Origin of the sequence: Dactylosporangium sp. NPDC006015, assembly GCF_040614215.1 — a bacterium.
Classification (GTDB): domain Bacteria; phylum Actinomycetota; class Actinomycetes; order Mycobacteriales; family Micromonosporaceae; genus Dactylosporangium; species Dactylosporangium maewongense.
In genome coordinates, this window is record NZ_JBEXUD010000003.1 from 312,253 (window position 1) to 336,331 (window position 24,079).

Below are 24,079 nucleotides of genomic sequence, written 5' to 3' on the forward strand. Positions count from 1 at the left end.
TCATTGTGGCCGCCGCAGCTTCCGCACCGCCGCCTTGGCGATCGTCTCGGTCTCGGCCCGGTCCACCTCCGGCTGGCCGAAGTGCACGAGGGTGCAGGTCGCGCCGCCGACGCGGACGACGAGCAGGTAGCCGCCGAGGGTGTAGGCGTCGTCGCCGGCGCCGCCGGACGCCGCCATCCTGACCGCCGCGGACTCGTCGCCGAGGCTCGGCAGCCCGGCGTCGGTCACCGTGACGCTGGTCGTCCCGCCGCCGGGATCGGTGTCCGTGAAGGCCGCGCACCGGGTGCCGAGCTCCCGCAGTACATCCACCGCATCCGGATCCGCGGAGACCTCCTCGGCGAGGAAAGGCCCCGCGGAGCCGCCCTCGAACCGGACGCCGGTGCCGCCCCCGCGGAACCGGTCGATCAGGGCGCCGCAGCCGGCGACGCTGACCGTGCTGTCCCCGCTGACCTCGGGCTCCACCTGCGGCGGGCTGGTCACGTAGCCGTCGGGCAGATCCTCGACGGCGAGCAGCGCGCCGCCGGTGGCCGAACGCGAAGGCTCCGGCCCGACAGATGTCGGACCGGAGCCACACGACGCCAGCGTGAGCGCCAGCGCGATGCCGAGCAGGTGTCTGGTCATCAGGCCTGAACGGTCGGCTGCGAGCCCTGGTGCAGCGGGGTCCGCGCGCCGGTGGCCAGGTCGACCGCGGTGACCCAGGAGTGGCCCTGGTGCGACGCGGTGAGCACGCCGGTGCGGGTGCCTGCGTAGACCATCTCGCGGTCGTCGGCGGCGCCGATCTGGTGCCGGTTGCCGCCGTCGGCGTCGGCCTCGGTGACCCGCACCGCGGTGCCGTCCTCGGTGTAGGTGGTCCACGTGACCTTCCGGCCGTCGGGCGACCAGGCGGGGACGACGCCGAAGCCGCTGGTGCCGCTGCCGCCACCGCCGTAGTAGTCGATGGCGCGCTCGGTGCCGGTCTCGACGGTGCCGACGCTCAGGCAGTTGTCGGCGATCGACTCGCACTCGCCGCCCCGGAACGCGATCTTCGTGCCGTCGGGCGACCAGGCGACCGCGTCGTCGGCGCGCAGGCGGTCCACGAGCTTCACCGGGCCGGCCTGCTCGGTTGCCTGCTCGGTGATGTACGCGACCTCGGGGACGGCCTGGTCGCGGCAGGAGGCGGGGAAGAGCGGCTGCGACCCAGAGCCCTCGGGACCCTCGGGGCCGTCGGCCGCGACGCGGAAGACGCCGGGGCCGCCGGTGCACGACAGCGCGGCGTAGGCGATCCACTTGCCGTCCGGGGACCACGAGGCGCCGCCGGAGACCCGGTCGCTGACCTGGCGCTTGCCGCTGCCGTCGGCGTTCATCACCCAGACCGTGTTGTTGTGCAGGTAGGCGAGCTTCGTGCCGTCGGGGTTGAACCGCGGCCGGGCGTTGACCTCGTCCTCGGTGAGGCGGACCTCGCTGTAGCCGTCGCTGCTGTAGATGACGCCGGCCCGCACGTAGGCGACGGCCTTGCCACCGAAGGCCGCAGAGGAGGCGCCGGCGGGAGCGGCGGAGGCGGTGGTCGAACCGATCATCGTCCCGAGGCCCGCCAGTGCGGCAAAACCGGCCAGCGTGACTGCCTTCTTGATCGTGTTGCCGTTCATCCGTGCCCCCCGTGGTGCCGTCTCTTCCGTGTGACGCTGAGACCATCGGCGCAACCGTGCCGCACCTGAACGGTTCCCCGCCGGGAACTTGCGGGAAATTCCGCCAATCGGACATTTAGCGCGGGCGGTGTGAACAATCTGCACTTGCAGTGCCTTTTCAGGACCGTGTCTCACGGGTGAGGATCGGAGGTATGACTGACACACAGGCCCGCGTGGCGATCGTGACCGGCGCGGCCCGCGGCATCGGCGCCGCGACCGCCCTCCGACTGGCCGCCGACGGGCACGCCGTGGCGGTGCTCGACCTGGACGAGGGCGCCTGCAAGGACACTGTCGAACAGATCCAGGCCGCCGGCGGGCGCGCCCTGGCAGTCGGGGCGGACGTCGCCGACGCACAGGCCGTGGCCGCCGCCGTCGACCGGGTCGCCGGCGAGCTCGGCCCGCCGCTGGTCCTGGTCAACAACGCCGGGGTGCTGCGGGACAACCTGCTGTTCAAGATGAGCGACAGCGACTGGGACACGGTGATGGGGGTGCACCTGAAGGGTGCGTTCCTGATGAGCCGGGCCGCGCAGGCGCACATGACGGCGGCGAAGTTCGGCCGGATCGTCAACCTGTCGTCGTCGTCCGCGCTCGGCAACCGGGGCCAGGCCAACTACTCCGCCGCGAAGGCCGGGCTGCAGGGCTTCACGAAGACCCTGGCGATCGAGCTGGGCCCGTTCGGCGTCACCGTCAACGCCGTCGCGCCCGGGTTCATCGCGACCGACATGACCGCCGCGACCGCCGCCCGGGTCAAGGTCGACTTCGAGGCGTTCCAGCAGGCGGCGGCCGAGCGGATCCCGGTCCGCCGGGTGGGCGTGCCGGCGGACGTCGCGCACACCATCTCGTTCCTGGCGAGCGAGGGTGCGGGCTTCGTGTCCGGGCAGGTCATCTACGTGGCCGGAGGCCCGCTCAATTGAACCCGACATCGCAGCCGACATCGCAGCCGGCGGACCTGGCGAGGGAGTTCCTCGCCGCGCACGACCCCAACGCGCTCGACCCGCGGGACTTCCTGCGGGCCCGGTTCGACGCCGGGCTCGCGTGGGTGCAGTTCCCGGAAGGGCTCGGCGGGCTCGGCCTGCCGCGGGAGGAGCAGGCGGCCGTCGAGGACGTGTTCGCCGCGGCGGGCGCCCCCGACAACAACCCGCGGCGCATCGGCATCGGCCTCGGCATGGCCGCCCCGACGATCCTGCGGCACGGCACCGACGAGCAGCGGCGGCGCTGGCTGCGCCCGCTGTGGACGGGCGAGGAGGTGTGGTGCCAGCTGTTCAGTGAGCCCGGCGCCGGATCCGACCTCGCCGGCCTCGGCACCCGTGCGGTCCGTGACGGCGACGGGTGGGTCGTCGACGGCCAGAAGGTGTGGACGTCGATGGCGCACGAGGCGCGGTGGGCGATCCTCATCGCCCGCACCGACCCGGCCGTGCCGAAGCACCAGGGCATCACGTACTTCGTGCTCGACATGACCGCGCCCGGGGTGGAGGTGCGGCCGCTGCGCCAGGCCACCGGCGAGGCCGAGTTCAACGAGGTGTTCCTGACCGGCGTCCGGATCCCCGACACCGACCGGCTCGGCGCGGTCGGCGAGGGCTGGGCGGTCGCGCAGACCACGCTGATGAACGAGCGGGTCGCGATCGGCGGCGGCGCGGCGCCCCGCGAGGGCGGCGGCATCGGCATCGTCGCCGACCTGTGGCGGGAGCGGCCCGAGCTGCGGACCCCGGCGCTGCACGACGCGCTGCTGCGGCTGTGGGTCGAGGCGGAGGCGGCCAGGCTCACCGGGATGCGGCTGCGCCAACAGCTGGCGGCCGGCCAGCCCGGCCCGGAGGGGTCGGCGGCGAAGCTGCTCTTCGCCCGGCTCAACCAGGAGATCTCCGGCCTGGAGCTGGACCTGCTCGGCGAGGAGGGGCTGCGGCACGACGAGTGGACGATGCGGCGCCCGACCATCGTCGACTTCTCCGGCCGGACCGCCGGATACCGGTACCTCCGCGCGAAAGGCAACTCGATCGAGGGCGGCACGTCGGAGATCCTGCGCAACATCGTCGCGGAGCGGGTTCTGGGGCTGCCGCCGGAGCACCGGCTCGACAAGGACGTCGCGTGGAAGGACCTGCCGAAATGAGCGGCCAGCGGAGCGGCTCGGGCCGCTCATCATGTGACAGGTTCCGGGCAGGCCGACGCCGGAGCGAAGCGGAGGTGGCGGCATGACCGATCTGCTGTACAGCGACGTCGAGGAGGAGCTGCGCTCCAGCGTGCGCGCGCTGCTGGGTGACCGGGCCGGGTTCGAGGCGGTGCTGGCGAGGATCGAGTCGGCCGAACCCGTCGACCTGAAGCTGTGGCGGTCCCTGGCCGTCGACCTCGGGGTGGCCGGGCTGCCGGTGCCCGAGGCGGCCGGCGGCGCGGGCGCGTCGTGGCGGGAGACCGCGGTGGTGATGGAGGAGCTCGGTCGCAGCGTCGCGCCGGTGCCGTTCCTCGGCAGCTCCGTCCTGGCGGTGGCCGCGCTCACCGGCACCGGCGACCCGCTGCTCGACGCGGTCGCCGCCGGCAGCCGGACGGCGACCCTGGCGGTGCCGCTGTCCTGGCGGACCTCGCAGCCGTGGACCGTCACCGCCGGGGGTGACCGGCTGGACGGCGCCGTCACCAGCGTCGTCGACGCCGCGGCGGCCGATGTACTGCTGGTGCCTTCCGCCGCGGGGCTCTACGCGGTGGACGCCGCGGCGGCGCGCCGGGTGCCGGTGGTCAGCTTCGACCTGACCCGGCCGCTCACCGACGTCACGTTCGCGGGCGCGCCGGGGCGGCTGGTCACCGCCGACGCGGCCGGTGCCGTGGACCGGGCGCTGCTGGCCGGGGCGGCGCTGCTCGCCTCCGAGCAGCTCGGTGTCGCGGACTGGTGCCTGACGACGACCGTCGAATACGTGAAGACCCGGCGGCAGTTCGCCCGGCCGGTCGGCTCGTACCAGGCGGTCAAGCACCGGCTCGCGGACCTGTGGGTGAGCGTCACGCAGGCCCGCGCGGTGGCCCGCTACGCGGCGGGCTGCCTCGCGACCGGCGACCCGGACCTGCCGGTCGCGGCGGCCGTCGCCCAGGCGTTCTGCTCCCCGGTGGCGGTCAAGGCCGCCGAGGAGTGTGTGCAGCTGCACGGCGGGATCGGCTTCACCTGGGAGCACCCGGCGCACCTGTACCTGAAGCGGGCCCGCGCCAGTGCGGCGACGTTCGGGTCGGCCTCCGCCCATCGCACGGCGTTGGCCGACCTGGTGTCGCTGCCGGGCTGAGCCCGGGCTGAGTCCGGGCTGAGTGAGGTGTCGCGTTACAGGAGGAGCCGGGTCAGCGACTCGGCGACGCAGACCGGCTTCTCCTGGCCCTCGCGCTCGACGGTCACCTTGTTCTTCAGCTGCAGCCAGCCCTCGCCGATGTCCTCGGCGGACAGCAGCTGCACCGTGGCGCGCACCTTGGACCCCACCGGCAGCGGCGACGGGAACCGCACCTTGTCCAGGCCGTAGTTGATGCCCATCCGGGAGCCTTCCACCCGGTACACGCCGGAGACCAGGACCGGCAGCAGCGACAGGCTCATGAAGCCGTGCGCGATGGTGGTGCCGAACGGTCCGGCCGCGGCCCGCTCCGCGTCCACGTGAATCCACTGGAAGTCGCCGGTGGCCTCGGCGAACAGGTTGATGTGCTCCTGGGTGATCTCCCGCCAGTCGCTGTGGCCGAGGATCTCGCCGACTGAAGCCAGCAACTCGCCGCCGTTCGCAAACGTTCGCATACCCCTGATCCTGCACAGCAAGTGCAACATCCGTCAACGACGGGCGGCCGGCCCCGTGGATCGGGACCGGCCGCCTTTGTCACCAGGACGTGTCTTGCAAGGGCGCTGTTACGTGCCGATGCGGTTGAGCTTCAGCGTCACGCCGATGTCGGTGTTGACGACGGTCGTGCCCGGGACGGCCGGGGTGACCACCGAGGTGGAGACCCTGCCGGTGCCGGGGAGCAGACCCTTCACCGTGACCGTGTAGGACGTCGACGCGCCCGGCACCGGGTCGGTGCTGGTCACGTAGAGGTCCGTGCTCGGCAGGGTGTTCACGGGCAGGCCCTGACCACCGTTGCCGTACGCGTTCTCGGCCCCGACGACGAGGTTCTGCCCGGCGGGCAGCGCACCCATCGTCCCGAAGTCGTAGGACATCGCGATGTCCTGCGGACCGCCCGAGCCCAGCCAGACCTGGAAGCGGCGCTGGTTGAGCGTGCCGAAGTCGTTCACCCGCCACTCGACGACCGTCCAGGTGCCGACGCCGTCGGTGAGCACGTTGATCAGCAGACCAGTCGCGCCCGTGCCGTCGAGGTCGGTCCAGAACGGCGCGAGGACGTTGTTCGGCTTCGCGGGGTTCGGGATCGGGGTGATGTCGCAGCAGTTGTTGTTCTCACGGCTGTCGTCGCTGCCCGGGTACAGGTAGCCGTTCGAGTCGACGGTGAGCGAGGAGTAGTCGACACCGTTGTACTTGAACGACGGCACGTTGAACGTCGTCAGGTCCTCGTCGCCGACCGGGGTCACGAGCGTGCCCCCGAACAGGTCGAGCGGGATGTACCCGGCGATGGTGCCCGGGGCGATCGACGGCGTGCCCGGGATCGCGCCGGCGAGCGACGCGCCCTTCTTCTCGGCCTTGAACGGGTTGGCCACCGTGGCACCGTTCGCGCCGACGATCGGAAGGTTGATCGTGGACGTGGTGGTGAAGTCCGCCGTGGTGTCGTTGAAGGTGTTGTTCGTGGCCTTCACGGTGCAGGTGCTGTTCTGCAGCAGCGTCAGCGACGGCGGCGTGCAGGCCTGCGTCACCGTGATGTCACCCTGCTGCGGGACGAACGCCACCGGCAGGTGCAGCGCCGGCACGCTCGAGCTGACCGGCTTCAACCGGACCTCACCGAAGTACTGCGCCTTGGGGGCGTTGGACTTGATGGTGATGTTGATGGTCGCGGTCTCCCCCGCCTTCACGGTGAAGATCGCCGGGGACACAGTGATCGAGGAGCCGGCCGGCGAGGTCGCCTCGGTCCTGTAGGTCTGCGTCTTGCCGGAGACGTTCTTCGCCGTGCGGACCGCGGTGAGCTTGCCCGGCATGACCGGGGCGTTCACCGACGGAAGGTTGATCTGCACCGCGTTGACCGGGTCGTTGCCCAGCGCGTACATCCGGTCGGCCGTCTCGTCGAACGTGAGACCGGGGTTGGCCGCGAGGTTGACCTGGACCCGACCGGCGCCGAGATCGAACGGGTCGGCCGGAGTCGTCCCGTTCTCCTTCTTCACGTTGGTCGTCGCCGTGGTCATCAGCGAGGACTTGATCTGACCCGGGGTGAAGTCCGGGTGGGCCGCCTTCTCCAGGATGGCGGAGCCGGCGATGTGCGGCGACGACATCGAGGTGCCCGCGATCGCCATGAAGTACTGGCCGGGCGGGCCACCGGCCGCGTCGTCCAGGACCGGCGTCTGGCCGGCCAGGATCTGCACGCCGGGGGCGGAGATGTCGGGCTTGATGAACTGGCCGCCGGGGCCACGCGACGAGAAGGTCGCCATCGTGTCACCGGTGCCGATGACCTTCGTGCCGGCCGTGAACGTGGCCGTGTTGCCCGGGTGGGCGGCCATGAAGGCCAGGAACGCCGTGCCGTCGGCGAGGTGCACCGTCGGCAGCCAGTGGTTGTCGCTCAGCGCGTCCTGCGGTGTCGCGTTGTACAGGATCATGCCGGCGGCACCACCCTGCCGCACGTTGAAGCCCTTGATGATGCGGCCGGGGCTGCGCTCGCACGCGACGATCTTGTTGACGAAGATGCCGGGCGGGGCCGGCACGGTGCAGGTCGGGTTGTTGTACGGCGGAGCCGACGCCATCACGATCTGCTTGGCCGGGGTGACGCCCTGGGTGATCGAGACGCCCTTGTAGGTCGCTGAGGTGCCGTCGGTGGATGCGACGGTCAGGACCGACTCGAAGGAACGCTTCTGGGTCGACGCCGCGACGGTGGTGACCCAGCCCGACAGGTGGTCGGTCGTGGACGCGCCCGGGCCGGAGTTGCCGGCGGAGGCGGCCACGAAGACGCCGGCCTTGTAGGCGTCGAAGAACGCCAGCTCCACGATGTCGGTGTACGGGCTCGCGCCACCCGAGATCGAGAAGTTGATGACCTTGACGCCGTCCTTGATCGCCTGAGCGACCGCGGCGGCCGAGTCGGTGCTGTAGCAGCCGGTGGCGCCACAGACCTTGTACACCGAGACCCAGGCGCCGGGCGCGACGCCGTTGATCGGCCCCCGCTCGACACCGAGGACGTTCGCCGACGCGACCGGGTTACCGGCGGCGGTCGACGCGGTGTGGGTGCCGTGACCGTCGGAGTCGCGGGCGGTGTACCCGAACATCTCGATCGGCTGCAGCGCGTTGTAGGTGTCAAGGAAGCCCTTGCCACCGATGAGCTTGTTCTGGCAGACGAACGGGTCGGCCGCCGGGGTGAGCGGGTTGTCGCCGAAGTCGCAGGCACGCGGCGTGCCGTCCGCCTTCGCGGGCGGGGCGCCGAGGTTGCCGTTGTCCGCGAACGACGGGTGCTCCGGCCACACGCCACTGTCGAGCGAGCCGAAGATGACGCCCTTACCGGCGTTCGGCTTGCCGCCGAGCGACGGGTAGACCTGGTCGGCACCGATGAAGCTGGTGCTGGAGTCGGTCTGCGGGGCGCGTGCGGCGTCGGACTGGACCGCCACCACGTTGTCGAGCGTGAGGATCGCGCCGATCTTGTTCGCCGGCACCGACATTGCGATACCGCCGTAGACGGTCCGCAGCTTCTGGCCGACCTTGGCGTCCGGAACCTGCTTCTGCAGCTGCCCGAGGAACTTGTCCTCAATTGCCTTGATGCGGCTTTCGTAACGCTGTTCCGCGGTACTTCCGGAAAGCGCCTTACCGGTGACTGACGGGCTCGTCGCCTCATATCCGGCAATACCGCCGGCATAGGTCGCGGTCGAGTCGTAGTCGAGCTTCACCGCAATCGGCAGCCGGGTGCTGTCGGTGCGGTTGAGCAGGGACTGGTCGGTCTTTGCCATGCGACTCGTGGGTGACTTCGCGGCCGAGCTCTGCTTGGCCAGCGACGCACCCGGCACCGATGTCAAGCTGCCGCTCTGCACCGGTGCTGCCTGACTCGGGCTTGCCGAGACGATCACGAGCAGTGGCGGAACGAGTGCTGACGCCATTGCGGCGCGCACCCATGTCCGTCGGCTCATCATGCCCCCTCTCAGGACGGGCTGTGTCCGAAGGGTTGTTACTGACTCCCCCGTGGTGCTGCTCCGGCGTGGCCCACCCTCGGCCTACGCGCACGCCGGCGCCGCATATCCCGAATGCTCGATATACGCCGTCACAACATGCCAGTTTTCTGCAGCGCGGAACAGAGGCCGTCACTCCCGAGAATCGCGCCGAACAGGGGTTGTAGGGCAACGTCGAGGGTTGCCGAGGGCATGGCATTAACACATAGCAAGGTATTGCTATGTCGATCGCACCTATTGGCGGAGAAAAGGTCCGGAAATGACGAAACCCGCCCTTTCGGGCGGGTTTCGCTGGAAACGTTCAGGCGTCATCGCGGGGTGGCGGATTGATGACCACCGTCTGGTCGGCGTTGTCCACCGGCCGCTGCGACGGCACCTGGAGCTGCCCGCCGGCCGGTGGGTTCGCCGGCGGCGGGGTCACGGCCGGCGGCACGGTCGGGACCACCATCGTCGGGGCGTCCACCCCCGCGGACTGCTCGGTCGCCGCCGCCTGCCGGAGGCGGGCCTGCCGGGCCTCCTCGGCCTGGCGCACCGCCTCGGCCTGCCTGGCCGCCTCGGCCTCGCGCTCGGCCTCCGCCCGCCGCGCGGCCTCCTCGGCGGCCCGGCGGGCCTCCGCCTCCTCGCGGCGGGACTGCGCGTGGGCCTTCACCCGCTCGGACACGGCCGGCGCCTCCTGCTCGACGCGGCTCAGCCAGCCCTCCCAGCGCTGCTGCATCGGCCGGACCAGGCCGCCGCCGACCCCGACGATGAGGATGCCGGCGACCGTGGCGAGCACCGCGATCAGCACCGGCATGGTCACCGACGTGGCGATGCCGATCTGGTTGAGCGCCGCGATGATGCCCAGCCCGAGCACGAAGCAGTACCCCAGGTTCGCCAGGAGCCGCCCGTACGACAGGCCGCCCAGTGCGCCGGTGACGACGTCGCGCAGGCCGCCGGCGAGCGCCGCGGCGACAACCACGATCACGACGGCGACGGCCGCCTTCGGCAGCCACGACACCACGTCGTCGATCAGGTCGGACACCGGGTTGGCGCCCCACACGCCGAACGCGATCTGCAGCGTGAAGAGCAGGACCGCGTAGTAGACGAGCTTGGCGATCAGGTCACCGGCGTCGAAGCGCGCACGCGACAACGCCCGGCCGACGCCGCCGCGGTCGGCGAGCCGGTCGAACCCGACCTTCGCCAGCAGCTTGCGCACCAGCTCCCGCAGCGCGACCGCGACGGCCCAGCCGAGCAGAAGGATGACGATGAACAGCAGCAGCGACGGCACGAACCGCACGACGTCTGCGAGGGCATCACGAACCATGCAGTGACGCTTGCCCAAACGTCGGCGGCCCTAATCGTCCATGCCGGCCAGCCCCTTCGGGCTCTCCGTCTCTCGGGCGTGCTCCGGACCGCCCGCCAGCTGATCGGCGAGGGTCACGCTGCAGTGCTCGACGGCGAAGTCACCGAGTTCGTCGACGTCGAAGCCGGGGAACGGCTCCAGGATCCGCACCTGTTGCTCGGTCATACGTCCAGTGAAACCCCCCGTGGGTGGGTAGAACAGTCTCATGACCAAACCAGTGACCGGTGTGCTCTTTGATGTCGACGGGACCCTCATCGACAGCGTCTACCTGCATACGACGGCCTGGTGGCAGGCGTTCCGACAGTTCGGGCACGACGTCCCGGCGGCCCGCATCCACCGGGCGATCGGGATGGGGTCGGACAAGATCCTGGACCATCTGCTGGGCCCCGGCCACGACCCCGGCGACGACGACGCGATGCGGGCCGCGCACTCGAGCCTGTACGCGGCGCACTGGACGGCGCTGCGCCGGCTGCCGGGCGCGCGGCGGCTGCTGGAGACGTGCGCCGACCGGGGGCTGCGCAACGTGCTCGCCACGTCGGCGTCGAAGCCGGAGCTCGGCGCGCTGCTGCGGTGCCTGGACGCCGACGCGGTCATCGACACGGTGACCAGCGCCGACGACGCCGGGGAGAGCAAGCCGGCGCCGGACATCGTGGAGGTGGCGCTGCGGCGGGCGAAGCTCGACGCCGGGGAGGTCGTGTTCGTCGGCGACTCGGTCTGGGACGTGCAGGCGGCCGGGAAGCTGTCGATCCCGTGCATCGGCGTGACCAGCGGCGGGCTGTGCGCGGCGGAGCTGCTCGACCACGGCGCCGCCGCCGTCTACGCCGACCCGCAGGACCTGCTGGACAACCTCGACGAGGCGCTGACCACCGCGTTCCGCGTCGCGCTCACCGCCTAGAGCCCGCCTAGAGTTTTCAGCGGCGCCGGGTAGCCGCGCGGGGGCTCGGGCAGGTTCCACGGCTCGTGGACGGCCTTGCCCTCGACGTCGGCCAGTTCGGGCACGTAGCGGCGCACGTAGTCGCCGTCCGGGTCGAAGCGGTGCGCCTGCCTGATGGGGTTGAAGCGCCGGTACGGCTTGGTGTCGTTGCCCGTGCCGGCGACCCACTGCCAGTTGCCGTAGTTGTTGGCGACGTCGCCGTCCAGCAGCAGGTCGAAGAAGTGGTCGCCGCCGGCCCGCCAGTCCACGCCCAGGTGCTTGGTCAGGTAGGAGGCGGTGATGAGGCGGGCCCGGTTGTGCATCCAGCCCTCGGCGAGCAGCTGCCGCATGCCGGCGTCGACGACCGGGACGCCGGTGTGCCCCTCCCGCCAGGCCTGCAGCGCGTCGGACTCGTCGCGCCAGCGGTCCTCCGCCGACGCCCGGTATGCCTTGTGCCGCAGGTCGGGGAACGCGAACAGCACCTGCTGGTAGAAGTCGCGCCAGCACAGCTGCCGCAGGAACGGCTCGGCGCCCGCGCGGCCGTGGACCCGGGCCGCCACCTCCCGCGGCGACAGGCAGCCGAAGTGCAGGAACGGGCTGAGGCGGGACGTCCGGTCGGCCGCCATGGCGTCGTGGTCGTCCTCGTAGCCCTCCAGGTGCGGCAGCCACGCGGTGAGCTTGCGCCGCCCGGCGGACTCGCCGCCGCCGGCCTTCGCGGGCCGGTCCCGGAACCAGGACGCCGGGAGGTCGTCGGGGAGCCGGAGCTTGCGGGGCGCGGCCTCGACGTCGCGCCAGCCGGCGGCCTGCCACGCCCGCCAGAACGGCGTGAAGACCTTGTAGTGGCCCGCGCCGCCGGTGGGGCGCAGCGCGCCGGGCGGGACGACCGTGACGCCGTCGAAGGTCTTCAGCGCGATCCGCTCGGCGGCGCAGGCGTCCGCCAGGCGGCGCTCCCGCTCGCGGGCGTACCCGCTCACGTCCGCGGCGACGCCGATGCCTTCCGCGCCGGTGCGCTTCGCGACCCGTACCGACTCCGCGGCCGGATCTCCGCGCAGCTCGACGAGGTCGGCGCCGCGCTGCCGCAGCGACGCCTTCAGGTCGGTGAGGCTCTCGTCGAGGAACCGGCGGCGGTTGTCGCCGGCCCGCAGCGTGGGGTCGTGCACGAAGAGCGGCACGACCCGCTCCGCGGCGCGGGCGGCGGCGGCGAGCGCCGGGTTGTCATGCACCCGCAGGTCGCGGGTGAAGAGGACGACCGCGGTCTTCATGCGCTCGTCCCCCGCGTTTCGGCGGCGGTCATGCTGCGGTGCCGCGCAGGTCGAGGACCGCCGGCAGGTGCAGCTCGGTGGCGGGCTCGCGGGGCAGCGGCACGACGACCGGCGGCATCTCCGGCTGCGGGTCGAGCGCACCGGCCGGGGTGCCGGGGATCGGCACCGGGGCGCCCGGGCGGGTCAGCAGGCAGCGCAGCGCCACCGCGATGCGGCGCGCCTTCGGCACGGTGGCGCGGCGGACGAAGACGTCGTGGTCCTGCGCCTCGACCGCGTCGAGGATGCCGCCGTACAGCCGGAACGCCGCCCGCATGCACGCCTGGGAGCTGGGCGCCAGCATCTGGATCCCCGGCGCGGCCGCGATGTAGTGCTGCCGGGCGCGCTGCACCTCGTACCGGACCAGGCTCTTGATCTTCTGGCTGCTGCGCCGCTCGCGGGCCGCCGCCAGCAGGTCCTCGCGGCCGACCCCGAACCGGTGCAGGTCCTCCTCCGGCAGGTAGATCCGCCCGCGGTCGAGGTCCTCGGCGACGTCGCGGATGAAGTTGGTGAGCTGGAACGCGAGGCCGAGCTGGCGGGCGGGCTCGCGGGCGGCGGCCCGGTCGCTCGACTCGAGGATCGGCAGCATCATCGTGCCGATCACCGCCGCCGAGCCCTCCATGTAGTCGAGCAGGTCGTCGTACGTGGCATAGCCGGTGACGGTGAGGTCCATGGCCATGCTCGCCAGGAACTTGCGGAAGTCCTCCAGGTCGATGTCGAACACCTGGATCGTGTGCAGCACCGCGGGCAGGAGCGGGTCGTCGGTCGGCGCGCCGCACAGCCCCCGCACGAACGCGTCGCTCCAGGCGTCGAGCTCGCGGGCGCGGCCCTGCGGGGTCAGCCGCTCGGTGCGGTCGACGATCTCGTCCGCGTAGCGCGTGAACCCGTAGAGCGCGTGCACGTGCCGGCGCTTCCAGGCCGGCAGCAGCCGCGTCGCCAGGTAGTACGTCCGGCCGTGGTGGCGGTGCAGCGCGCGGCACCGCTCGTAGGCGGCGGTCAGGGGCGCTGACTCCATGGTGGCCTCCGGTTGAATCGACGCACTAATCGACGCAAGTTCGAGCCTACGCTACGCTTCGGTGATGCGGGTAGTGAAAGGGCTTCGGTCATGCGGTCGGTGACGGGTCCGACCGGTCGGGTGGTCGTCGTCGGGGCGGGGCTGGGCGGGCTCGCCGCGGCGATCCGGCTGGCCGCCGCGGGCCGCGAGGTCACCGTCCTGGAGCGGGACGACTACCCGGGTGGCCGGGCGGGAAAACTCAGCATCGGTGGCTACGAGTTCGACACCGGTCCCACCGTGCTGACGATGCCGTCGCTGCTGGAGGACCTGCTCGGCACCGTCGGGGAGGACCTGGCCGGCTGGCTGCCGATGACCCGGCTCGACCCGGCGTACCGCGCGCACTTCCCCGACGGCTCCACGCTCGACGTCATCGCCGACACCGCGCGGATGGCCGGCGAGGTCGCCCGGGTCTGCGGCTCCCGCGAGGCCGACGGCTACCTGCGCTTCGTCGACGACGCGCGGGAGCTGTGGCGGCTGGAGCGCGACGACTTCATCGACCGCAACCTCGACCGCCCGCGGGACCTCGTCACCGCCAACCTGTGGCGGCTGGTGGCCCGCGGCGGCTTCGGCCGGCTCCAGTCCAAGGTCGACAGCTACTTCAAGGACCCGCGGACCAGGCGGATCTTCTCCTTCCAGGCGATGTACGCCGGGGTCGCGCCGCACCAGGCGCTCGCGCTCTACGCGGTGATCGCCTACCTCGACTCCGTCGCCGGCGTCTACTTCCCGAAGGGCGGCATCCACGCGGTCTCGCGGGCGCTCGCCGACGTCGCCACCAAGCACGGCGTGACCATCCACTACGGCAGTCCCGTCGCGTCGGTCTCCGTCGCCGGCGGGCGCGCGACCGGCGTGGTGTGCGCCGACGGGCGCCGGTTCGCCGCCGACACCGTCGTGCTGAACCCGGACCTGCCGGTGGCCTACCGGGACCTGCTGCCACCCACCCGGTGGCGCAACCCGATGCTGGGCAGGCTGCGGTACTCGCCGTCGTGCGTGGTGCTGCACGTGGGGTCGCGGCAGGCGTACGGTGCGATCGCCCACCACAACATCCACTTCGGCCGGGCGTGGCGGGAGACCTTCGACGAGGTCATCAACCAGGGCCGGCTGATGAGCGACCCGTCCCTCCTGGTCACCAACCCCACGCGCACCGACCCGTCGCTCGCCCCGGACGGCCGGCAGACCTACTACGTGCTCGCGCCGACACCCAACCTCACCGCGCCGCTGCTGGACTGGCGGGGGACCCTGCGCGGCACGTACCGCAGCGAGCTCATCGACACGTTGGAGCGGCGCGGCTACGTCGGGTTCGGCGACGGCATCGAGGTGTCGCGCTTCATCACCCCGACGGACTGGGCCGATCAGGGCATGGCGGCGGGGACGCCGTTCGCGGCGGCGCACACCCTGCGGCAGACCGGGCCCTTCCGGCCGGGCAACCTCCACCCCACACTGTCCAATGTGGTCTTCGTGGGGTCCGGGACGCAGCCGGGTGTCGGCGTGCCGATGGTCCTGATCTCCGGCCGCCTGGCGGCGGAGCGTATTACGGGGGTGGTGTCTTGACTTCATCGTCTTCTTCTCGTGAGTCTCACCTTGTCGAGCTGGTCGACGACGGCGGTGGGGCGGTCGGTTCGATGACGGTGGACGAGGCGCACCGGGCGCCCGGGCTGCTGCACCGCGCGTTCTCGGTCCTGCTCGTCGACGGCGACGGGCGGCTCCTGCTGCAGCAGCGGGCGGCGGTGAAGACCCGGTTCGCGCTGCGGTGGGCCAACGCGTGCTGCGGCCACCCCGCGCCCGGCGAGACCGTCACGTCCGCCGCTGCCCGGCGGCTCGTCGAGGAGCTGGGCGTCAGCGCCGTCCCGTTGCGGGAGGTCGGGGTGTACGTGTACCAGGCCTCCGACCCGTCGTCCGGGCGCGTGGAGCACGAGTACGACCACGTGCTCGTCGGCAACGTGTCGGACATTTCGGATTCGTTCTCTTCGGGTGCAGTTGATCCCGAAGAAGTCGCCGCCCTCGAATGGGTCGCCGTCGAGGATCTCGAGGCACGGCTGTCGCACTCCCCGGACCTGTACGCACCGTGGCTGGCCGGGGTCGTGTCCGTCTGGCGGGGCTCGACGGCATGACGGCCGCGGCGGCGTATTCGGCGGGCGCGGTGGCCCGGCGGCTCGGCGTCGCCGTGACCACCCTGCGGACCTGGCACCAGCGGTACGGGATGGGCCCGTCGCTGCATGAGCCCGGCCACCACCGCCGGTACACCGAACAGGACATCGAACGCCTCGAGACGATGCAGCGCCTGATCGTCCAGGGCGTCGCCCCGCACGAGGCGGCCCGCTGGGCGCTGCGGTCGGCCGCCGCCCCTGCCGCCGTGTCCAGCTCCTTCGTCACCGATGCGGCCGCCTCCTCGCGCGGCCTGTACCGGGCCGCGCTGCGGCTCGACGCGCCGGCCGTGCGGCAGCGGGTCGCGGCGGCCGTGCACGAGCTCGGCGTCGTCGCCGCCTGGGACCAGGTGCTCCGGCCGGTGCTCGCCGCCATCGGCGACCGGCACGCCGCCACCGGCGCCCTGGTCGAGGTCGAGCACCTGGTGTCGGGCTGCGTCTCGGCCGTCTTCGGCGCCGTGCCGCGCCCCGACCCGACCGTCCCGTCCCGCATCCTGCTCGCCTGCGCCGACGAGGAGCAGCACAGCCTGCCCATCGAGGCGCTCGGCGCCGCGCTCGCCACGGCCTGCGTCGGGACCCGCATGCTCGGCGCCCGCGTCCCGCCGACGGCCCTCGCCACCGCCGTACGGCGTACCGGCCCGGCGGCCGTGCTGGTCTGGTCGCAACTGCGCACGACCGGCGACCCGGCGCAGCTCTCGCCGGTCCTCGATGCCGCCTGGCGACCGCTGATCGTCGCCGCCGCCGGCCCCGGATGGGACGTGGCGGCGCTTCCCGTCGGCGTCTCGGCACCGTCCACATTGACCGAGGCATTGGCGCTGCTCACCTCGGTGGTCAACTGACTTCACCTTTCTTCGTCTGTGTAAATGTCTCTTGACGAGGTACTCCCGGGTTCGTGCCACGGACTGAACGCAGGAGGCCTTCGGGTGCGTCTTGTCATTAGCGTGTGCGTTCGCCACCATGCTGACCACCGACCCCCGGAGCTGACGATGACCCGCACCCGCCTCGCCCTAGGAGCGCTGATCAGCGCCGCCGCTCTGGCCCTCACCGGCTGCGCCGCGTCCGACGCCTCCTCGGTGTCGTGGCACGGGCCGTCCTCCGGTGTCGTCGACGGCGGCCAGGACGGCGGCACGCAGGCGCACCCGATCAGCGACTCGACCGCACAGGCCGCCACGGGCGCCGGCAAACCGTCCGCGTCCGCGTCCGCCACCCCCTCGGCGTCGACGTCGGCCGCACCGTCCGCCTCCGCGTCCGCCACCGCCCCTTCCGACGGCATCATGCGCAAGACCGGCAACGACGGGGTCGCCCTGACCTTCGACGACGGCCCGTCCGCCGACACCCCGAAGCTGCTCGCCATGCTGCGCCAGCACAACATCAAGGCCACGTTCTGCGTCGTCGGCGTCGCCGTCCAGGAGTTCCCGCAGTACCTGCAGGAGATCGTCAAGGACGGTCACACCCTCTGCAACCACACCTGGAAGCACGACGAGAAGCTCGGCAAGAAGTCCGCCGACACCATCCGCGCCGACCTCCAGCGCACCAACGACGAGATCCGCAAGGTCGTCCCCGGCGCGCAGATCAAGTACTTCCGCCACCCCGGCGGCAACTTCACCCCCGCCGCGGTGCAGATCGCCACGGAGCTGGGCATGGTCTCCCTCGGCTGGACCGTCGACCCCTCCGACTGGAACACCAAGAAGTGGTCCGGCAACCAGATGACCCAGCACATCATCAGCAACGTGAGGAACAACACGAAGCCCGGCGCGGTCATCCTTTCCCACGACGGCGGCGGCGACCGCAGCGCCACCCTCGCCGCCTACAAGACCCTCCTGCCCGAGCTCAAGCAGCAGTTCACGCTGGTCGCGCTACCCGTCTAGGCGCCTCCACGACACCACGATGGATACCCATTTGGTTTTCGCGGAAGTGGTCACGTATGCTCTGAAAGCCTCCGGCGGGGCCGGATGGGAGCAACACCGCAGAAGTCGCAGAGTATGCGATGATGGCGGGGCCGCCCTCATCGTCTAGCGGCCCAGGACGCCGCCCTTTCAAGGCGGTAGCACGGGTTCGAATCCCGTTGGGGGCACGACCCGGGTTCGCCCGGGTAGCAACAAAGAGCAAGGTCCTGTGGAGCAGTTGGAGTGCTCGCCGCCCTGTCAAGGCGGAGGTCGCGGGTTCAAGTCCCGTCAGGACCGCAAGGCCCATCTTGGGCAGGTAGCTCAGTTGGCACGAGCGTCCGCCTGAAAAGCGGAAGGTCGGCGGTTCGACCCCGCCCCTGCCCACAAAGCTCTTCGCCGGGCTTTCAAGACCCCGACCAGCGGTAACGCAGGTCGGGGTCTTTGCATGCGGGCACCTCTCAGCAAGACCACGATCCGCCGCCTTTGATCGCGGACAGCCCTCAGAATCTGGCGACCGACACTCACGCGCAGCGACACCAACTGGTGAACCTAAGCGCCGACATCGAGGTGGTATAGCTTTCGCTATACTCGTGCCGTGGCCACACCGGAGTGGGACATCTACATCGTCAACGAGGTCCGCAGCTGGATCTTCTCCCTGGAGCCGACGGCCAAAGCTCGGGTTGTGCAAGCGATCGACGCACTCGCCGAGAGCGGACCGGGCCTCGGTCGGCCGCTTGTCGACACCATCACTCACTCGTCCCTGGCGAACCTCAAAGAGCTACGACCGGGCACCATGCGGATCCTCTTCGTTTCGACCCCTGGCGATCCAGCATCCTGCTTGTCGCCGGCGACAAAGTCCGGGCAGTGGGATGCCTGGTACCGAGAGGCAGTACCCCTGGCGGAGCAGCGTTACGAGGCCTATCTGAAAGAACGAACACAGGAAGAGGGGGACTGGCGATGAGCAGCTACGTGCGCTGGAGCGACATCCGCGGTGAGCTCGTCGAGCAGGCGGGCGGAGAGGAAGCCGTCGCCGCCGGCAAGCAAGAGTTGCTGGCCGAGGTTACCGGCCACCGTCTCGCCGAGGCGCGCCGTAGTCGGGGCCTGACCCAGCAGCAGGTCGCCGACCGCATGGGCGTCACGAAGGGACGGATCTCCCAGATCGAGCAAGGCAAGGTCTCGGGTCAAGAGGTCCTCGCCCGCTACGCGGTTGCCCTGGGTGGCCGCCTCCACCAGGCCATCCACTTCGACGATGGCGACATCACCGCCATCGCCTGATCGTAACGTCGGGTACCAACCCCTACGGCGTCCGGCAGCATGAGCGTGGCAACGAGCGGACATGCCGGCCCCTGGAACGAGGACGACTACCTTGCGTTGGGCGAGACTCCGGATCGGATCGAGCTCATCGATGGGAGCTCGCTCGTGAGCCCGGTACCCAACTCTCGCCTCGCCTTCGAACTCGACGCGCTGTCGCTGGCCTCATAGGCGATGCTTTGGCGACGTCACTGGTCGTGACGGCTCGGCTACGACGTCCTGAAAGTGTCGGACCCTGGTCGTAGCGTGCGGGCATGACGCACTTCGACTGGGATTTCGACGGCCTTCCGACCCGCGGCACCGACGTCCGGCGCCGGTTGATGATCGACCATCGCAGCTATGACGTGACGGCGTTCGACGACGGTTCTGGCTTCGTCGGGCTGCGGCTGGTGGGGTGGGACTCCGGCTATGTGGTGACGGAGCTGGTCGGCGAGCTGCCGGCCCGTGACGCGAGCGACGTCGGGCAGTTGCTGGCGTCCGCGCTCGCCGGGTTCCGTGGCGGTGGCTCGCCGCCTGAACCTCCGCCCGAGGACGGGTGGCTGCTGCCGCAGGATCCGGGGCCGCTGGATCTCCGGTCCGCGGCGCCGAAGTCCGGTCAGCCGTGGGAGCCGGCGGATCTCGACCTGCTGGTGCGACGGTTCCACGAGGGCGCCAGCATCAAGACCCTGACCGTTGAGCTGGGACGGACCGATGGCGCGATCCGGCAGCGGCTGCAGATGCTCGGTGCGACGCGACCTGCTCCCCCGCCGTCCACGAAAGATCCAGCAACGGAGGGTCCCACGCCTCCTGCGCCTGCCTCAGCGGCTCCGCCGTCGCGGGAGGCACAGGAGGCGGGCTGACCGGGGCAGGCGGACTGGCGGGCGCAGCAGGCGGACTGGCGGGCGAGTGTGGCCGGCTGAGTGGCGCTCTGGTCTGTGTTCCGCGCCCTCGGGTGGTGAGCCAGCCGAACGCCTCGTCGAGCGGCTGGCGACCGTGGTCCGCACCGGCCGGCGGGCGGTGCGGCAAACTCGGGCGGTGTGGCGCCCCCGAGCCGGGCGGCAATTCAGGCCTGAGCAACGGCCCCGAGCCAGGCGGCGGCCCCGAGTGAGGCGGCAATCCTGGTCTTTGCGGCGGTCCAGAGCCCAGCAGCGGTCCAGAGCTAGGCAGCAGACCAGAGCCCAGCGGCGGTCCCGAGCTAGGCGGCGGTCCCGAGCCGGGCGGCGGTCCCGAGCCGGGCGGCGGTCCCGAGCCGGGCGGCAATTCGAGTCTGTGCGGCGGTGCGGGCTGGGGGCCGAGCATGGCACCGGCGGAGCGGAGGGTGACACCTGGGAGGCGCTGAGGCAGGCGGCGGTAGGCACGGAGCGTGCCTTCGGCAGCGAGGCGGCGGGCGCACGGCATCGGCTGGTCGCAGGTGCCACACCGGGTGCTGGTGGCTGACTCGACGTGCACGGCGATGGCGCGGTTCGCGTTGGTGATCCGGTCGGCGGCGGCCTGGGAGTAGTGCACCGTGCCCATGCCTTCAGCGCCGCCACGGTCGGCTCCTGCGGCGATGCTCGTGCGATCAGGTCCAGCGTGATCAAGCGTGGTCCGATCGCCCGGCGCGCTGCCGGATGCGATGACGTCATGCGAGACGCGGTCAGGAGTGTTTCGGTCAGGAGTGTTTCGGTCAGGGGTGATGCAGTCAGGGTGCATGCGTTGAAGGCCTGCGCGACGGGCGGCGGCGCGGTCAGAAGCGGCGCGGTCAGAAGCGGCGCGGTCGGGGGTGGTCATGTGAGGAGGTCTCCCCAGACCGCTTGGCCGGCGGTGAGGGCTCTGGCGTACCTCACTTCTGGGCACGGCCAGGAGGCTCGGCAGGCGAGGCAGAAGGCTCGGGTCACCTCGCGGGGCATGTGAAGGAGGAGCAGCCGTTCGGCGTTGGCCAGGTCGTCGCCGGAGGCGAGGGCGACCAGCGGCACGCCGAGCTCGGCCCGCGGTCGTGATCCAGGCCGAGACGTTGGCTGGGCTTCCGGGCTGGGCTCGGCGGAGTGGCCGTGGGCGGGAGGTGGCTCCGTGCCCAGGGCGAGGCTCACGCCCGGGCTCGTGTCGAGAGCTGGGTGTGGAGCGACGCTGCCGAGAGCGGTCCGTTCGGAGGTGTGGGCAGGAACTGAGATATGGGCAGGAACTGAGGTGTGGGCAGGAACTGAGGTGTGGGCAGGAACTGAGGTGTGGGCTGGATGGCCGGAATTCTCTGGACGGTCGGCCTCGGTGGGCGCGCCAGAAGTTCCAAGACGGATGGCGTCTGTGGGAAGGCGCAAGGTCCCGAGACGGCCAGCGTCGACATGCGGGGCGGTCGCGGGCACGTTGGAGGTCCCAGCACGGGTGGTGTCTGGGAGTGGGACGGAGTCGTGTGGCATGGGCGCGGCCCCCTCGAGAGGAATCGAGAAAAGGGGGCGGGCGCCCGGGGTCGCCAAGGCCAGTTGGCTAGGCGAGCGCCCGCCCGTTCACCCGACCGCGCGGACCCCTCAGTCGACGCACAGTCAGGGGTTCGGGCGCTGCGACGCTCGGTAACGACGTATGCACAACTATCATGCATCCACTGCAAATATGCAAGTGCGAAATTGCTCTACGCGGCGCCGCGGCGGCGGAGGGTAGCGACTGCGGAGCCGGCGAGGGTCATGAGGCAGTCGGGGAGCTTGCCGTCGACCAGGGCGACGGTGAAGAGGGCGGTGCCGCTGGGGATGTCCTCGTTGACGTAGGCGCTGACGAAGCGGGCGACCCAGCGCTTGTCGTAGTTGGCGTCGTCGATGTCGGGGAACTCCAGGCGCCAGGGACCGCGGGCGAAGTTCTCGCCGACCATCTCGCCGGCGAGGCGCCATGCGACGTCGTACGCGGCGCTCATCCCGCGCCGGTCGACGACCGTGTCGAAGGTGTGGACCACACCTGCGCCATCGCCCGCCAAGGCGGACTCCAGGACCATGGCAGCGTCCTGGTAGGTCTCGTCTCCGGCCTCATCCACGCCGACACCGTATGCGGCTCAGTCAAGCCGCGGGCGCCGAACGGCAGACTATGACCGGCGGAGTGCGCAGGTCAGCCGGGCGGTGCAGACGCGGTCGCCTTTTTCGTCGGTGATGGCGATCTCGTACGAGGCGATCATCCCGCCGAGGCGGAGGGGGGTCGCGACGCCGGTGACGATGCCGTCGCGGGCGGCCTTGTGGTGGGTGGCGTTGACGTCGATGCCGACGGCGATGCCGTTGAAGAGGCGGGCCGCGTGCAGGGCGGCGCCGATCGAGCCGAGCGTCTCGGCGAGGACCACCGAGGCGCCGCCGTGCAACAGACCGTAAGGCTGCGTGTTGCCGGCGACGGGCATGGTGGCGACGACCCGCTCCGGGGTGGCCTCCAGCAGGGTGATGCCCATCCGCTCGGCGAGGGTGCCCCGCATGGACATGCCGTCGGTCAGCGCATCACTCTGGGTGACGCCAGTGTCCTCCATGCCGCTAGAGGTTACCGGGTGGTACACGGCCGGCCGGCACCTCCCCACTTAAGTCCGCGGCCAGACCACGCTATGGTGCGCACGGCACCTTTGGGGAGGAGAAACACTCATGCGCGCACGGTCGGCCAAAGCCATCGTGGGAGCAATCACCGCGATTGGTCTGTTGCTCACCGCGTCCGGCTGCGGTTCCACAGCGCAGAGTGACGGCGGTGCCCAGCCGAAAAGCGATATCCGCTTCTACGGATCCGACGGCAACATGGCGAACTCGTTCGGCGAGGCGCTGAAGGATTCGCCTGCCGTGCTCGCCGGGATGAAGGGCACGACCCCGCTGACCCCGCTGAGCGAGGACTTCAAACGGCGGGTGAAATCCATTGACTCCAGTCTCGCTGACTTCAACTACGCGGGCGAGTCTTATGACGCCGTCGTGGTGGCGGCGCTGGCCGCGGAGGCCGGCAAGTCGGTCGAGTCGTCGTCGATCGCCAAGCAGCTGATCGGGGTCACGACCGGCGACAACGTGTGCGACACGATCGCCGCGTGCCTGACGGCCGCCAGGTCCGGCAAGGATTTCAAGTACCGCGGAATCTCGCTGCGCCGCAGTGGTTTCACCGACGCGGGCGAGCCGTCGTCGGCCATGTATGGCGTGCTGAACTTCGGCCGTAACAACACCATCGACGAGGCGAAGACCGAATTCGTCGGCGCCGGTGACGAGAAGAACGAGAACAAAGCGGCGCCGCCGCCCGCGAGCGGTGGCAACAAGGGCGGCGGGAAAGGCCCGGCGCTGAAGTTCGGCCTGCTGCTGCCGAAGACCGGCGCGCTGGCGTTCCAGGGGCCGCCGATGTTCGCCGCGGCCAAGCTGGCGATCAAGGAGATCAACGAGGCCGGTGGCGTGCTCGGCCAGCCCGTCGTGGTCGAGGAGGGCGACGACGGCACCAACCCGGACGTCGCCAAGACGGCGGTCGAGAAGTTCATCAACAGTGGCGTCCACGTGATCATCGGCGCGGGCGCGTCGGGAGTGAGCAAGGCCGTCATCCCGCGGGTCGTTCAGGCCGGCAAGGTGATGATCTCGCCGTCGGCGACGTCGGACGAGCTGACGAAGTTCGACGACAAGGGCCTGTTCTTCCGCACGTCACCGCCCGACATGCTGCAGGCCAAGGCGATCGCCAACATCATCATGCGGGACGGGCACACCAAGGTCGCGATCGTCGCGCGTGACGACACGTACGGCAGCGGGCTCGCCGAAGGCGTCCGCAACGACCTGACGGCCGCCGGCATCAAGGCCAGCAACCTGCTGATCCTCAAGTACGAGGCGAAGGACAACTACGACCCGAAGGCCGACGCGACGAAGCTGTTCGCGCCGATCGCGGGGCAGATCAAGAGTTTCGAGGCGACCGCGATCCTGCTGGTGGGCTTCGACGAGTCGGCGCTGGTGATTAAAGCTCTGGTCGCCGCGGGCATAAAGGAACCAACGGCCTAGCGAACCACAGGGGCGTCGAGCCCTACCCCCTCGATTGACGTGAGAGGACCCAGCATGAGCGAGAACGAGACCGTCGAAACGCGCGGCGACCAGCGCATCGAGCTCCTCGTCGGCGACACGAACAACGACGGCAAGCCCGACCTCTGGGCCATCGACACGGACGGGGACGGCAAGGCCGACGTGTTCCAGTTCGACACCAACGGCGACGGCAAGGTCGACATCACGATGAGCGACATCGACGAGGACGGCACGCCGGAGCAGGTCGTCGACGGCGACGGCGGTCTCCCGCCCGCCACGATCTGACC

At 70.9% G+C, this 24,079-nt stretch carries 22 protein-coding genes, 3 tRNA genes and 1 pseudogene; 16 read left to right on the plus strand and 10 right to left on the minus strand.

The genetic code is table 11. The annotated features are described in order from the left end of the window. Together ABZ321_RS07680 and ABZ321_RS07685 are read right to left on the minus strand one after the other, a co-directional pair. Positions 1-621, minus strand: a complete 621-nt coding sequence (locus ABZ321_RS07680) for a hypothetical protein (protein WP_344501004.1) — start codon at positions 619-621, stop codon at positions 1-3. Next, complete coding sequence (locus ABZ321_RS07685) at positions 621-1,625, minus strand: hypothetical protein (RefSeq protein ID WP_354890045.1); 1,005 nt, start codon at positions 1,623-1,625, stop codon at positions 621-623. Before ABZ321_RS07685 ends, ABZ321_RS07680 begins: the two co-directional genes overlap by 1 nt. Before the next feature lie 191 nt (positions 1,626-1,816). Here ABZ321_RS07685 and fabG point away from each other — a divergent pair, with 191 nt between their 5' ends. From fabG to ABZ321_RS07700, 3 genes are all read left to right on the plus strand, one after another. Beyond that, positions 1,817-2,578 (plus strand): 3-oxoacyl-ACP reductase FabG, encoded by a 762-nt coding sequence (gene fabG, locus ABZ321_RS07690; protein WP_354890047.1) that lies wholly within the window; start codon positions 1,817-1,819, stop codon positions 2,576-2,578. After that, on the plus strand, positions 2,575-3,768 hold the full coding sequence (locus tag ABZ321_RS07695; RefSeq protein WP_354890049.1) for an acyl-CoA dehydrogenase family protein: 1,194 nt from the start codon (positions 2,575-2,577) through the stop codon (positions 3,766-3,768). Before fabG ends, ABZ321_RS07695 begins: the two co-directional genes overlap by 4 nt. Positions 3,769-3,850: 82 nt before the next feature. Next, positions 3,851-4,918, plus strand: a complete 1,068-nt coding sequence (locus ABZ321_RS07700; RefSeq protein WP_354890051.1) for an acyl-CoA dehydrogenase family protein — start codon at positions 3,851-3,853, stop codon at positions 4,916-4,918. A gap of 35 nt (positions 4,919-4,953) precedes the next feature. Here the strand turns inward: ABZ321_RS07700 and ABZ321_RS07705 are convergent, their stop codons facing one another. The 4 genes from ABZ321_RS07705 to ABZ321_RS07720 all read right to left on the minus strand — a co-directional run bounded on the left by ABZ321_RS07705 (position 4,954) and on the right by ABZ321_RS07720 (position 10,414). Next, entirely contained in the window at positions 4,954-5,409 is a 456-nt protein-coding gene (locus ABZ321_RS07705; protein WP_354890053.1) for a MaoC family dehydratase, read from the minus strand. A gap of 108 nt (positions 5,410-5,517) precedes the next feature. After that, positions 5,518-8,691 carry a S8 family serine peptidase gene (locus ABZ321_RS07710; protein WP_344500992.1) on the minus strand — a complete coding sequence of 1,058 codons (3,174 nt, stop codon included), beginning with the start codon at positions 8,689-8,691 and terminating at the stop codon, positions 5,518-5,520. 517 nt (positions 8,692-9,208) lie between these two features. Next, positions 9,209-10,210 carry a hypothetical protein gene (locus ABZ321_RS07715; RefSeq protein ID WP_344500990.1) on the minus strand — a complete coding sequence of 334 codons (1,002 nt, stop codon included), beginning with the start codon at positions 10,208-10,210 and terminating at the stop codon, positions 9,209-9,211. Positions 10,211-10,240: 30 nt separating this feature from the next. Next, positions 10,241-10,414, minus strand: a complete 174-nt coding sequence (locus ABZ321_RS07720) for a hypothetical protein (protein WP_344500988.1) — start codon at positions 10,412-10,414, stop codon at positions 10,241-10,243. Positions 10,415-10,454: 40 nt separating this feature from the next. Between ABZ321_RS07720 and ABZ321_RS07725 the strand changes: the two genes are divergently transcribed. Then, complete coding sequence (locus ABZ321_RS07725; RefSeq protein WP_344500986.1) at positions 10,455-11,144, plus strand: HAD family hydrolase; 690 nt, start codon at positions 10,455-10,457, stop codon at positions 11,142-11,144. On the opposite strand, the gene ABZ321_RS07730 is transcribed toward ABZ321_RS07725, so the two are convergent. Then, complete coding sequence (locus ABZ321_RS07730) at positions 11,141-12,424, minus strand: deoxyribodipyrimidine photo-lyase (protein ID WP_354890056.1); 1,284 nt, start codon at positions 12,422-12,424, stop codon at positions 11,141-11,143. The two genes, ABZ321_RS07725 and ABZ321_RS07730, sit on opposite strands and share 4 nt — an antisense overlap. A gap of 142 nt (positions 12,425-12,566) precedes the next feature. After that, a pseudogene (locus tag ABZ321_RS07735) lies at positions 12,567-13,475 on the minus strand (phytoene/squalene synthase family protein); the annotation flags it as partial. Between the two features lie 90 nt (positions 13,476-13,565). Between ABZ321_RS07735 and crtI the strand changes: the two are divergent. From crtI to ABZ321_RS07785, 10 genes are all read left to right on the plus strand, one after another. After that, a complete protein-coding gene (gene crtI, locus ABZ321_RS07740) occupies positions 13,566-15,062 on the plus strand; it encodes a phytoene desaturase family protein (RefSeq protein WP_354890058.1) in 1,497 nt (498 codons plus the stop codon). Beyond that, complete coding sequence (idi, locus tag ABZ321_RS07745) at positions 15,059-15,622, plus strand: isopentenyl-diphosphate Delta-isomerase (protein ID WP_344500980.1); 564 nt, start codon at positions 15,059-15,061, stop codon at positions 15,620-15,622. Before crtI ends, idi begins: the two co-directional genes overlap by 4 nt. Beyond that, complete coding sequence (locus ABZ321_RS07750; RefSeq protein WP_354890060.1) at positions 15,619-16,494, plus strand: MerR family transcriptional regulator; 876 nt, start codon at positions 15,619-15,621, stop codon at positions 16,492-16,494. The genes idi and ABZ321_RS07750 overlap by 4 nt, the downstream gene beginning before the upstream one ends. A 147-nt stretch (positions 16,495-16,641) precedes the next feature. Beyond that, entirely contained in the window at positions 16,642-17,523 is an 882-nt protein-coding gene (locus tag ABZ321_RS07755) for a polysaccharide deacetylase family protein (RefSeq protein WP_344500976.1), read from the plus strand. A 133-nt stretch (positions 17,524-17,656) separates the two neighbouring features. Continuing rightward, a tRNA-Glu gene (locus tag ABZ321_RS07760) sits at positions 17,657-17,729 on the plus strand. Between the two features lie 35 nt (positions 17,730-17,764). Beyond that, positions 17,765-17,838 (plus strand) — tRNA-Asp (locus ABZ321_RS07765). Between the two features lie 13 nt (positions 17,839-17,851). After that, positions 17,852-17,925: transfer RNA gene (locus ABZ321_RS07770), tRNA-Phe, on the plus strand. Between the two features lie 211 nt (positions 17,926-18,136). Then, on the plus strand, positions 18,137-18,502 hold the full coding sequence (locus tag ABZ321_RS07775; RefSeq protein WP_354890062.1) for a type II toxin-antitoxin system RelE/ParE family toxin: 366 nt from the start codon (positions 18,137-18,139) through the stop codon (positions 18,500-18,502). Then, a complete protein-coding gene (locus ABZ321_RS07780) occupies positions 18,499-18,816 on the plus strand; it encodes a helix-turn-helix transcriptional regulator (protein ID WP_354890064.1) in 318 nt (105 codons plus the stop codon). The genes ABZ321_RS07775 and ABZ321_RS07780 overlap by 4 nt, the downstream gene beginning before the upstream one ends. Before the next feature lie 290 nt (positions 18,817-19,106). Then, on the plus strand, positions 19,107-19,691 hold the full coding sequence (locus ABZ321_RS07785) for a hypothetical protein (protein WP_354890066.1): 585 nt from the start codon (positions 19,107-19,109) through the stop codon (positions 19,689-19,691). Between the two features lie 1,742 nt (positions 19,692-21,433). Here ABZ321_RS07785 and ABZ321_RS07790 read toward each other — a convergent pair. After that, positions 21,434-21,826 (minus strand): hypothetical protein, encoded by a 393-nt coding sequence (locus tag ABZ321_RS07790; protein WP_344500964.1) that lies wholly within the window; start codon positions 21,824-21,826, stop codon positions 21,434-21,436. Positions 21,827-21,874: 48 nt separating this feature from the next. Next, positions 21,875-22,300: a hotdog fold thioesterase gene (locus ABZ321_RS07795; protein ID WP_344500962.1), complete on the minus strand. Its 426-nt coding sequence runs from the start codon at positions 22,298-22,300 to the stop codon at positions 21,875-21,877. Positions 22,301-22,409: 109 nt separating this feature from the next. On the opposite strand from ABZ321_RS07795, the gene ABZ321_RS07800 reads away from it, so the two are divergent. Both ABZ321_RS07800 and ABZ321_RS07805 read left to right on the plus strand, forming a co-directional pair. Then, the gene (locus ABZ321_RS07800; protein ID WP_354890068.1) at positions 22,410-23,774 is read left to right on the plus strand and encodes an ABC transporter substrate-binding protein; all 1,365 of its coding nucleotides are present in this window, start codon (positions 22,410-22,412) and stop codon (positions 23,772-23,774) included. Between the two features lie 54 nt (positions 23,775-23,828). Beyond that, positions 23,829-24,077: a hypothetical protein gene (locus tag ABZ321_RS07805; protein WP_354890070.1), complete on the plus strand. Its 249-nt coding sequence runs from the start codon at positions 23,829-23,831 to the stop codon at positions 24,075-24,077. Positions 24,078-24,079: the final 2 nt, after the last annotated feature.

What these genes read in the sequence shown, in the direction of transcription:
- ABZ321_RS07780 (WP_354890064.1), top strand. Translation starts at nt 18,499, where the DNA reads ATGAGCAGCTACGTGCGCTGGAGCGACATCCGCGGTGAGCTCGTCGAG.
- ABZ321_RS07795 (WP_344500962.1), bottom strand. Translation starts at nt 22,300, where the DNA reads ATGGAGGACACTGGCGTCACCCAGAGTGATGCGCTGACCGACGGCATG.
- ABZ321_RS07730 (WP_354890056.1), bottom strand. Translation starts at nt 12,424, where the DNA reads ATGAAGACCGCGGTCGTCCTCTTCACCCGCGACCTGCGGGTGCATGAC.
- ABZ321_RS07680 (WP_344501004.1), bottom strand. Translation starts at nt 621, where the DNA reads ATGACCAGACACCTGCTCGGCATCGCGCTGGCGCTCACGCTGGCGTCG.
- ABZ321_RS07685 (WP_354890045.1), bottom strand. Translation starts at nt 1,625, where the DNA reads ATGAACGGCAACACGATCAAGAAGGCAGTCACGCTGGCCGGTTTTGCC.
- ABZ321_RS07700 (WP_354890051.1), top strand. Translation starts at nt 3,851, where the DNA reads ATGACCGATCTGCTGTACAGCGACGTCGAGGAGGAGCTGCGCTCCAGC.
- ABZ321_RS07750 (WP_354890060.1), top strand. Translation starts at nt 15,619, where the DNA reads ATGACGGCCGCGGCGGCGTATTCGGCGGGCGCGGTGGCCCGGCGGCTC.
- ABZ321_RS07800 (WP_354890068.1), top strand. Translation starts at nt 22,410, where the DNA reads ATGCGCGCACGGTCGGCCAAAGCCATCGTGGGAGCAATCACCGCGATT.
- ABZ321_RS07725 (WP_344500986.1), top strand. Translation starts at nt 10,455, where the DNA reads ATGACCAAACCAGTGACCGGTGTGCTCTTTGATGTCGACGGGACCCTC.
- fabG (WP_354890047.1), top strand. Translation starts at nt 1,817, where the DNA reads ATGACTGACACACAGGCCCGCGTGGCGATCGTGACCGGCGCGGCCCGC.
- ABZ321_RS07720 (WP_344500988.1), bottom strand. Translation starts at nt 10,414, where the DNA reads ATGACCGAGCAACAGGTGCGGATCCTGGAGCCGTTCCCCGGCTTCGAC.
- ABZ321_RS07805 (WP_354890070.1), top strand. Translation starts at nt 23,829, where the DNA reads ATGAGCGAGAACGAGACCGTCGAAACGCGCGGCGACCAGCGCATCGAG.
- ABZ321_RS07710 (WP_344500992.1), bottom strand. Translation starts at nt 8,691, where the DNA reads ATGGCAAAGACCGACCAGTCCCTGCTCAACCGCACCGACAGCACCCGG.
- crtI (WP_354890058.1), top strand. Translation starts at nt 13,566, where the DNA reads ATGCGGTCGGTGACGGGTCCGACCGGTCGGGTGGTCGTCGTCGGGGCG.
- ABZ321_RS07755 (WP_344500976.1), top strand. Translation starts at nt 16,642, where the DNA reads ATGACCCGCACCCGCCTCGCCCTAGGAGCGCTGATCAGCGCCGCCGCT.
- ABZ321_RS07715 (WP_344500990.1), bottom strand. Translation starts at nt 10,210, where the DNA reads ATGGTTCGTGATGCCCTCGCAGACGTCGTGCGGTTCGTGCCGTCGCTG.
- ABZ321_RS07785 (WP_354890066.1), top strand. Translation starts at nt 19,107, where the DNA reads ATGACGCACTTCGACTGGGATTTCGACGGCCTTCCGACCCGCGGCACC.
- ABZ321_RS07705 (WP_354890053.1), bottom strand. Translation starts at nt 5,409, where the DNA reads ATGCGAACGTTTGCGAACGGCGGCGAGTTGCTGGCTTCAGTCGGCGAG.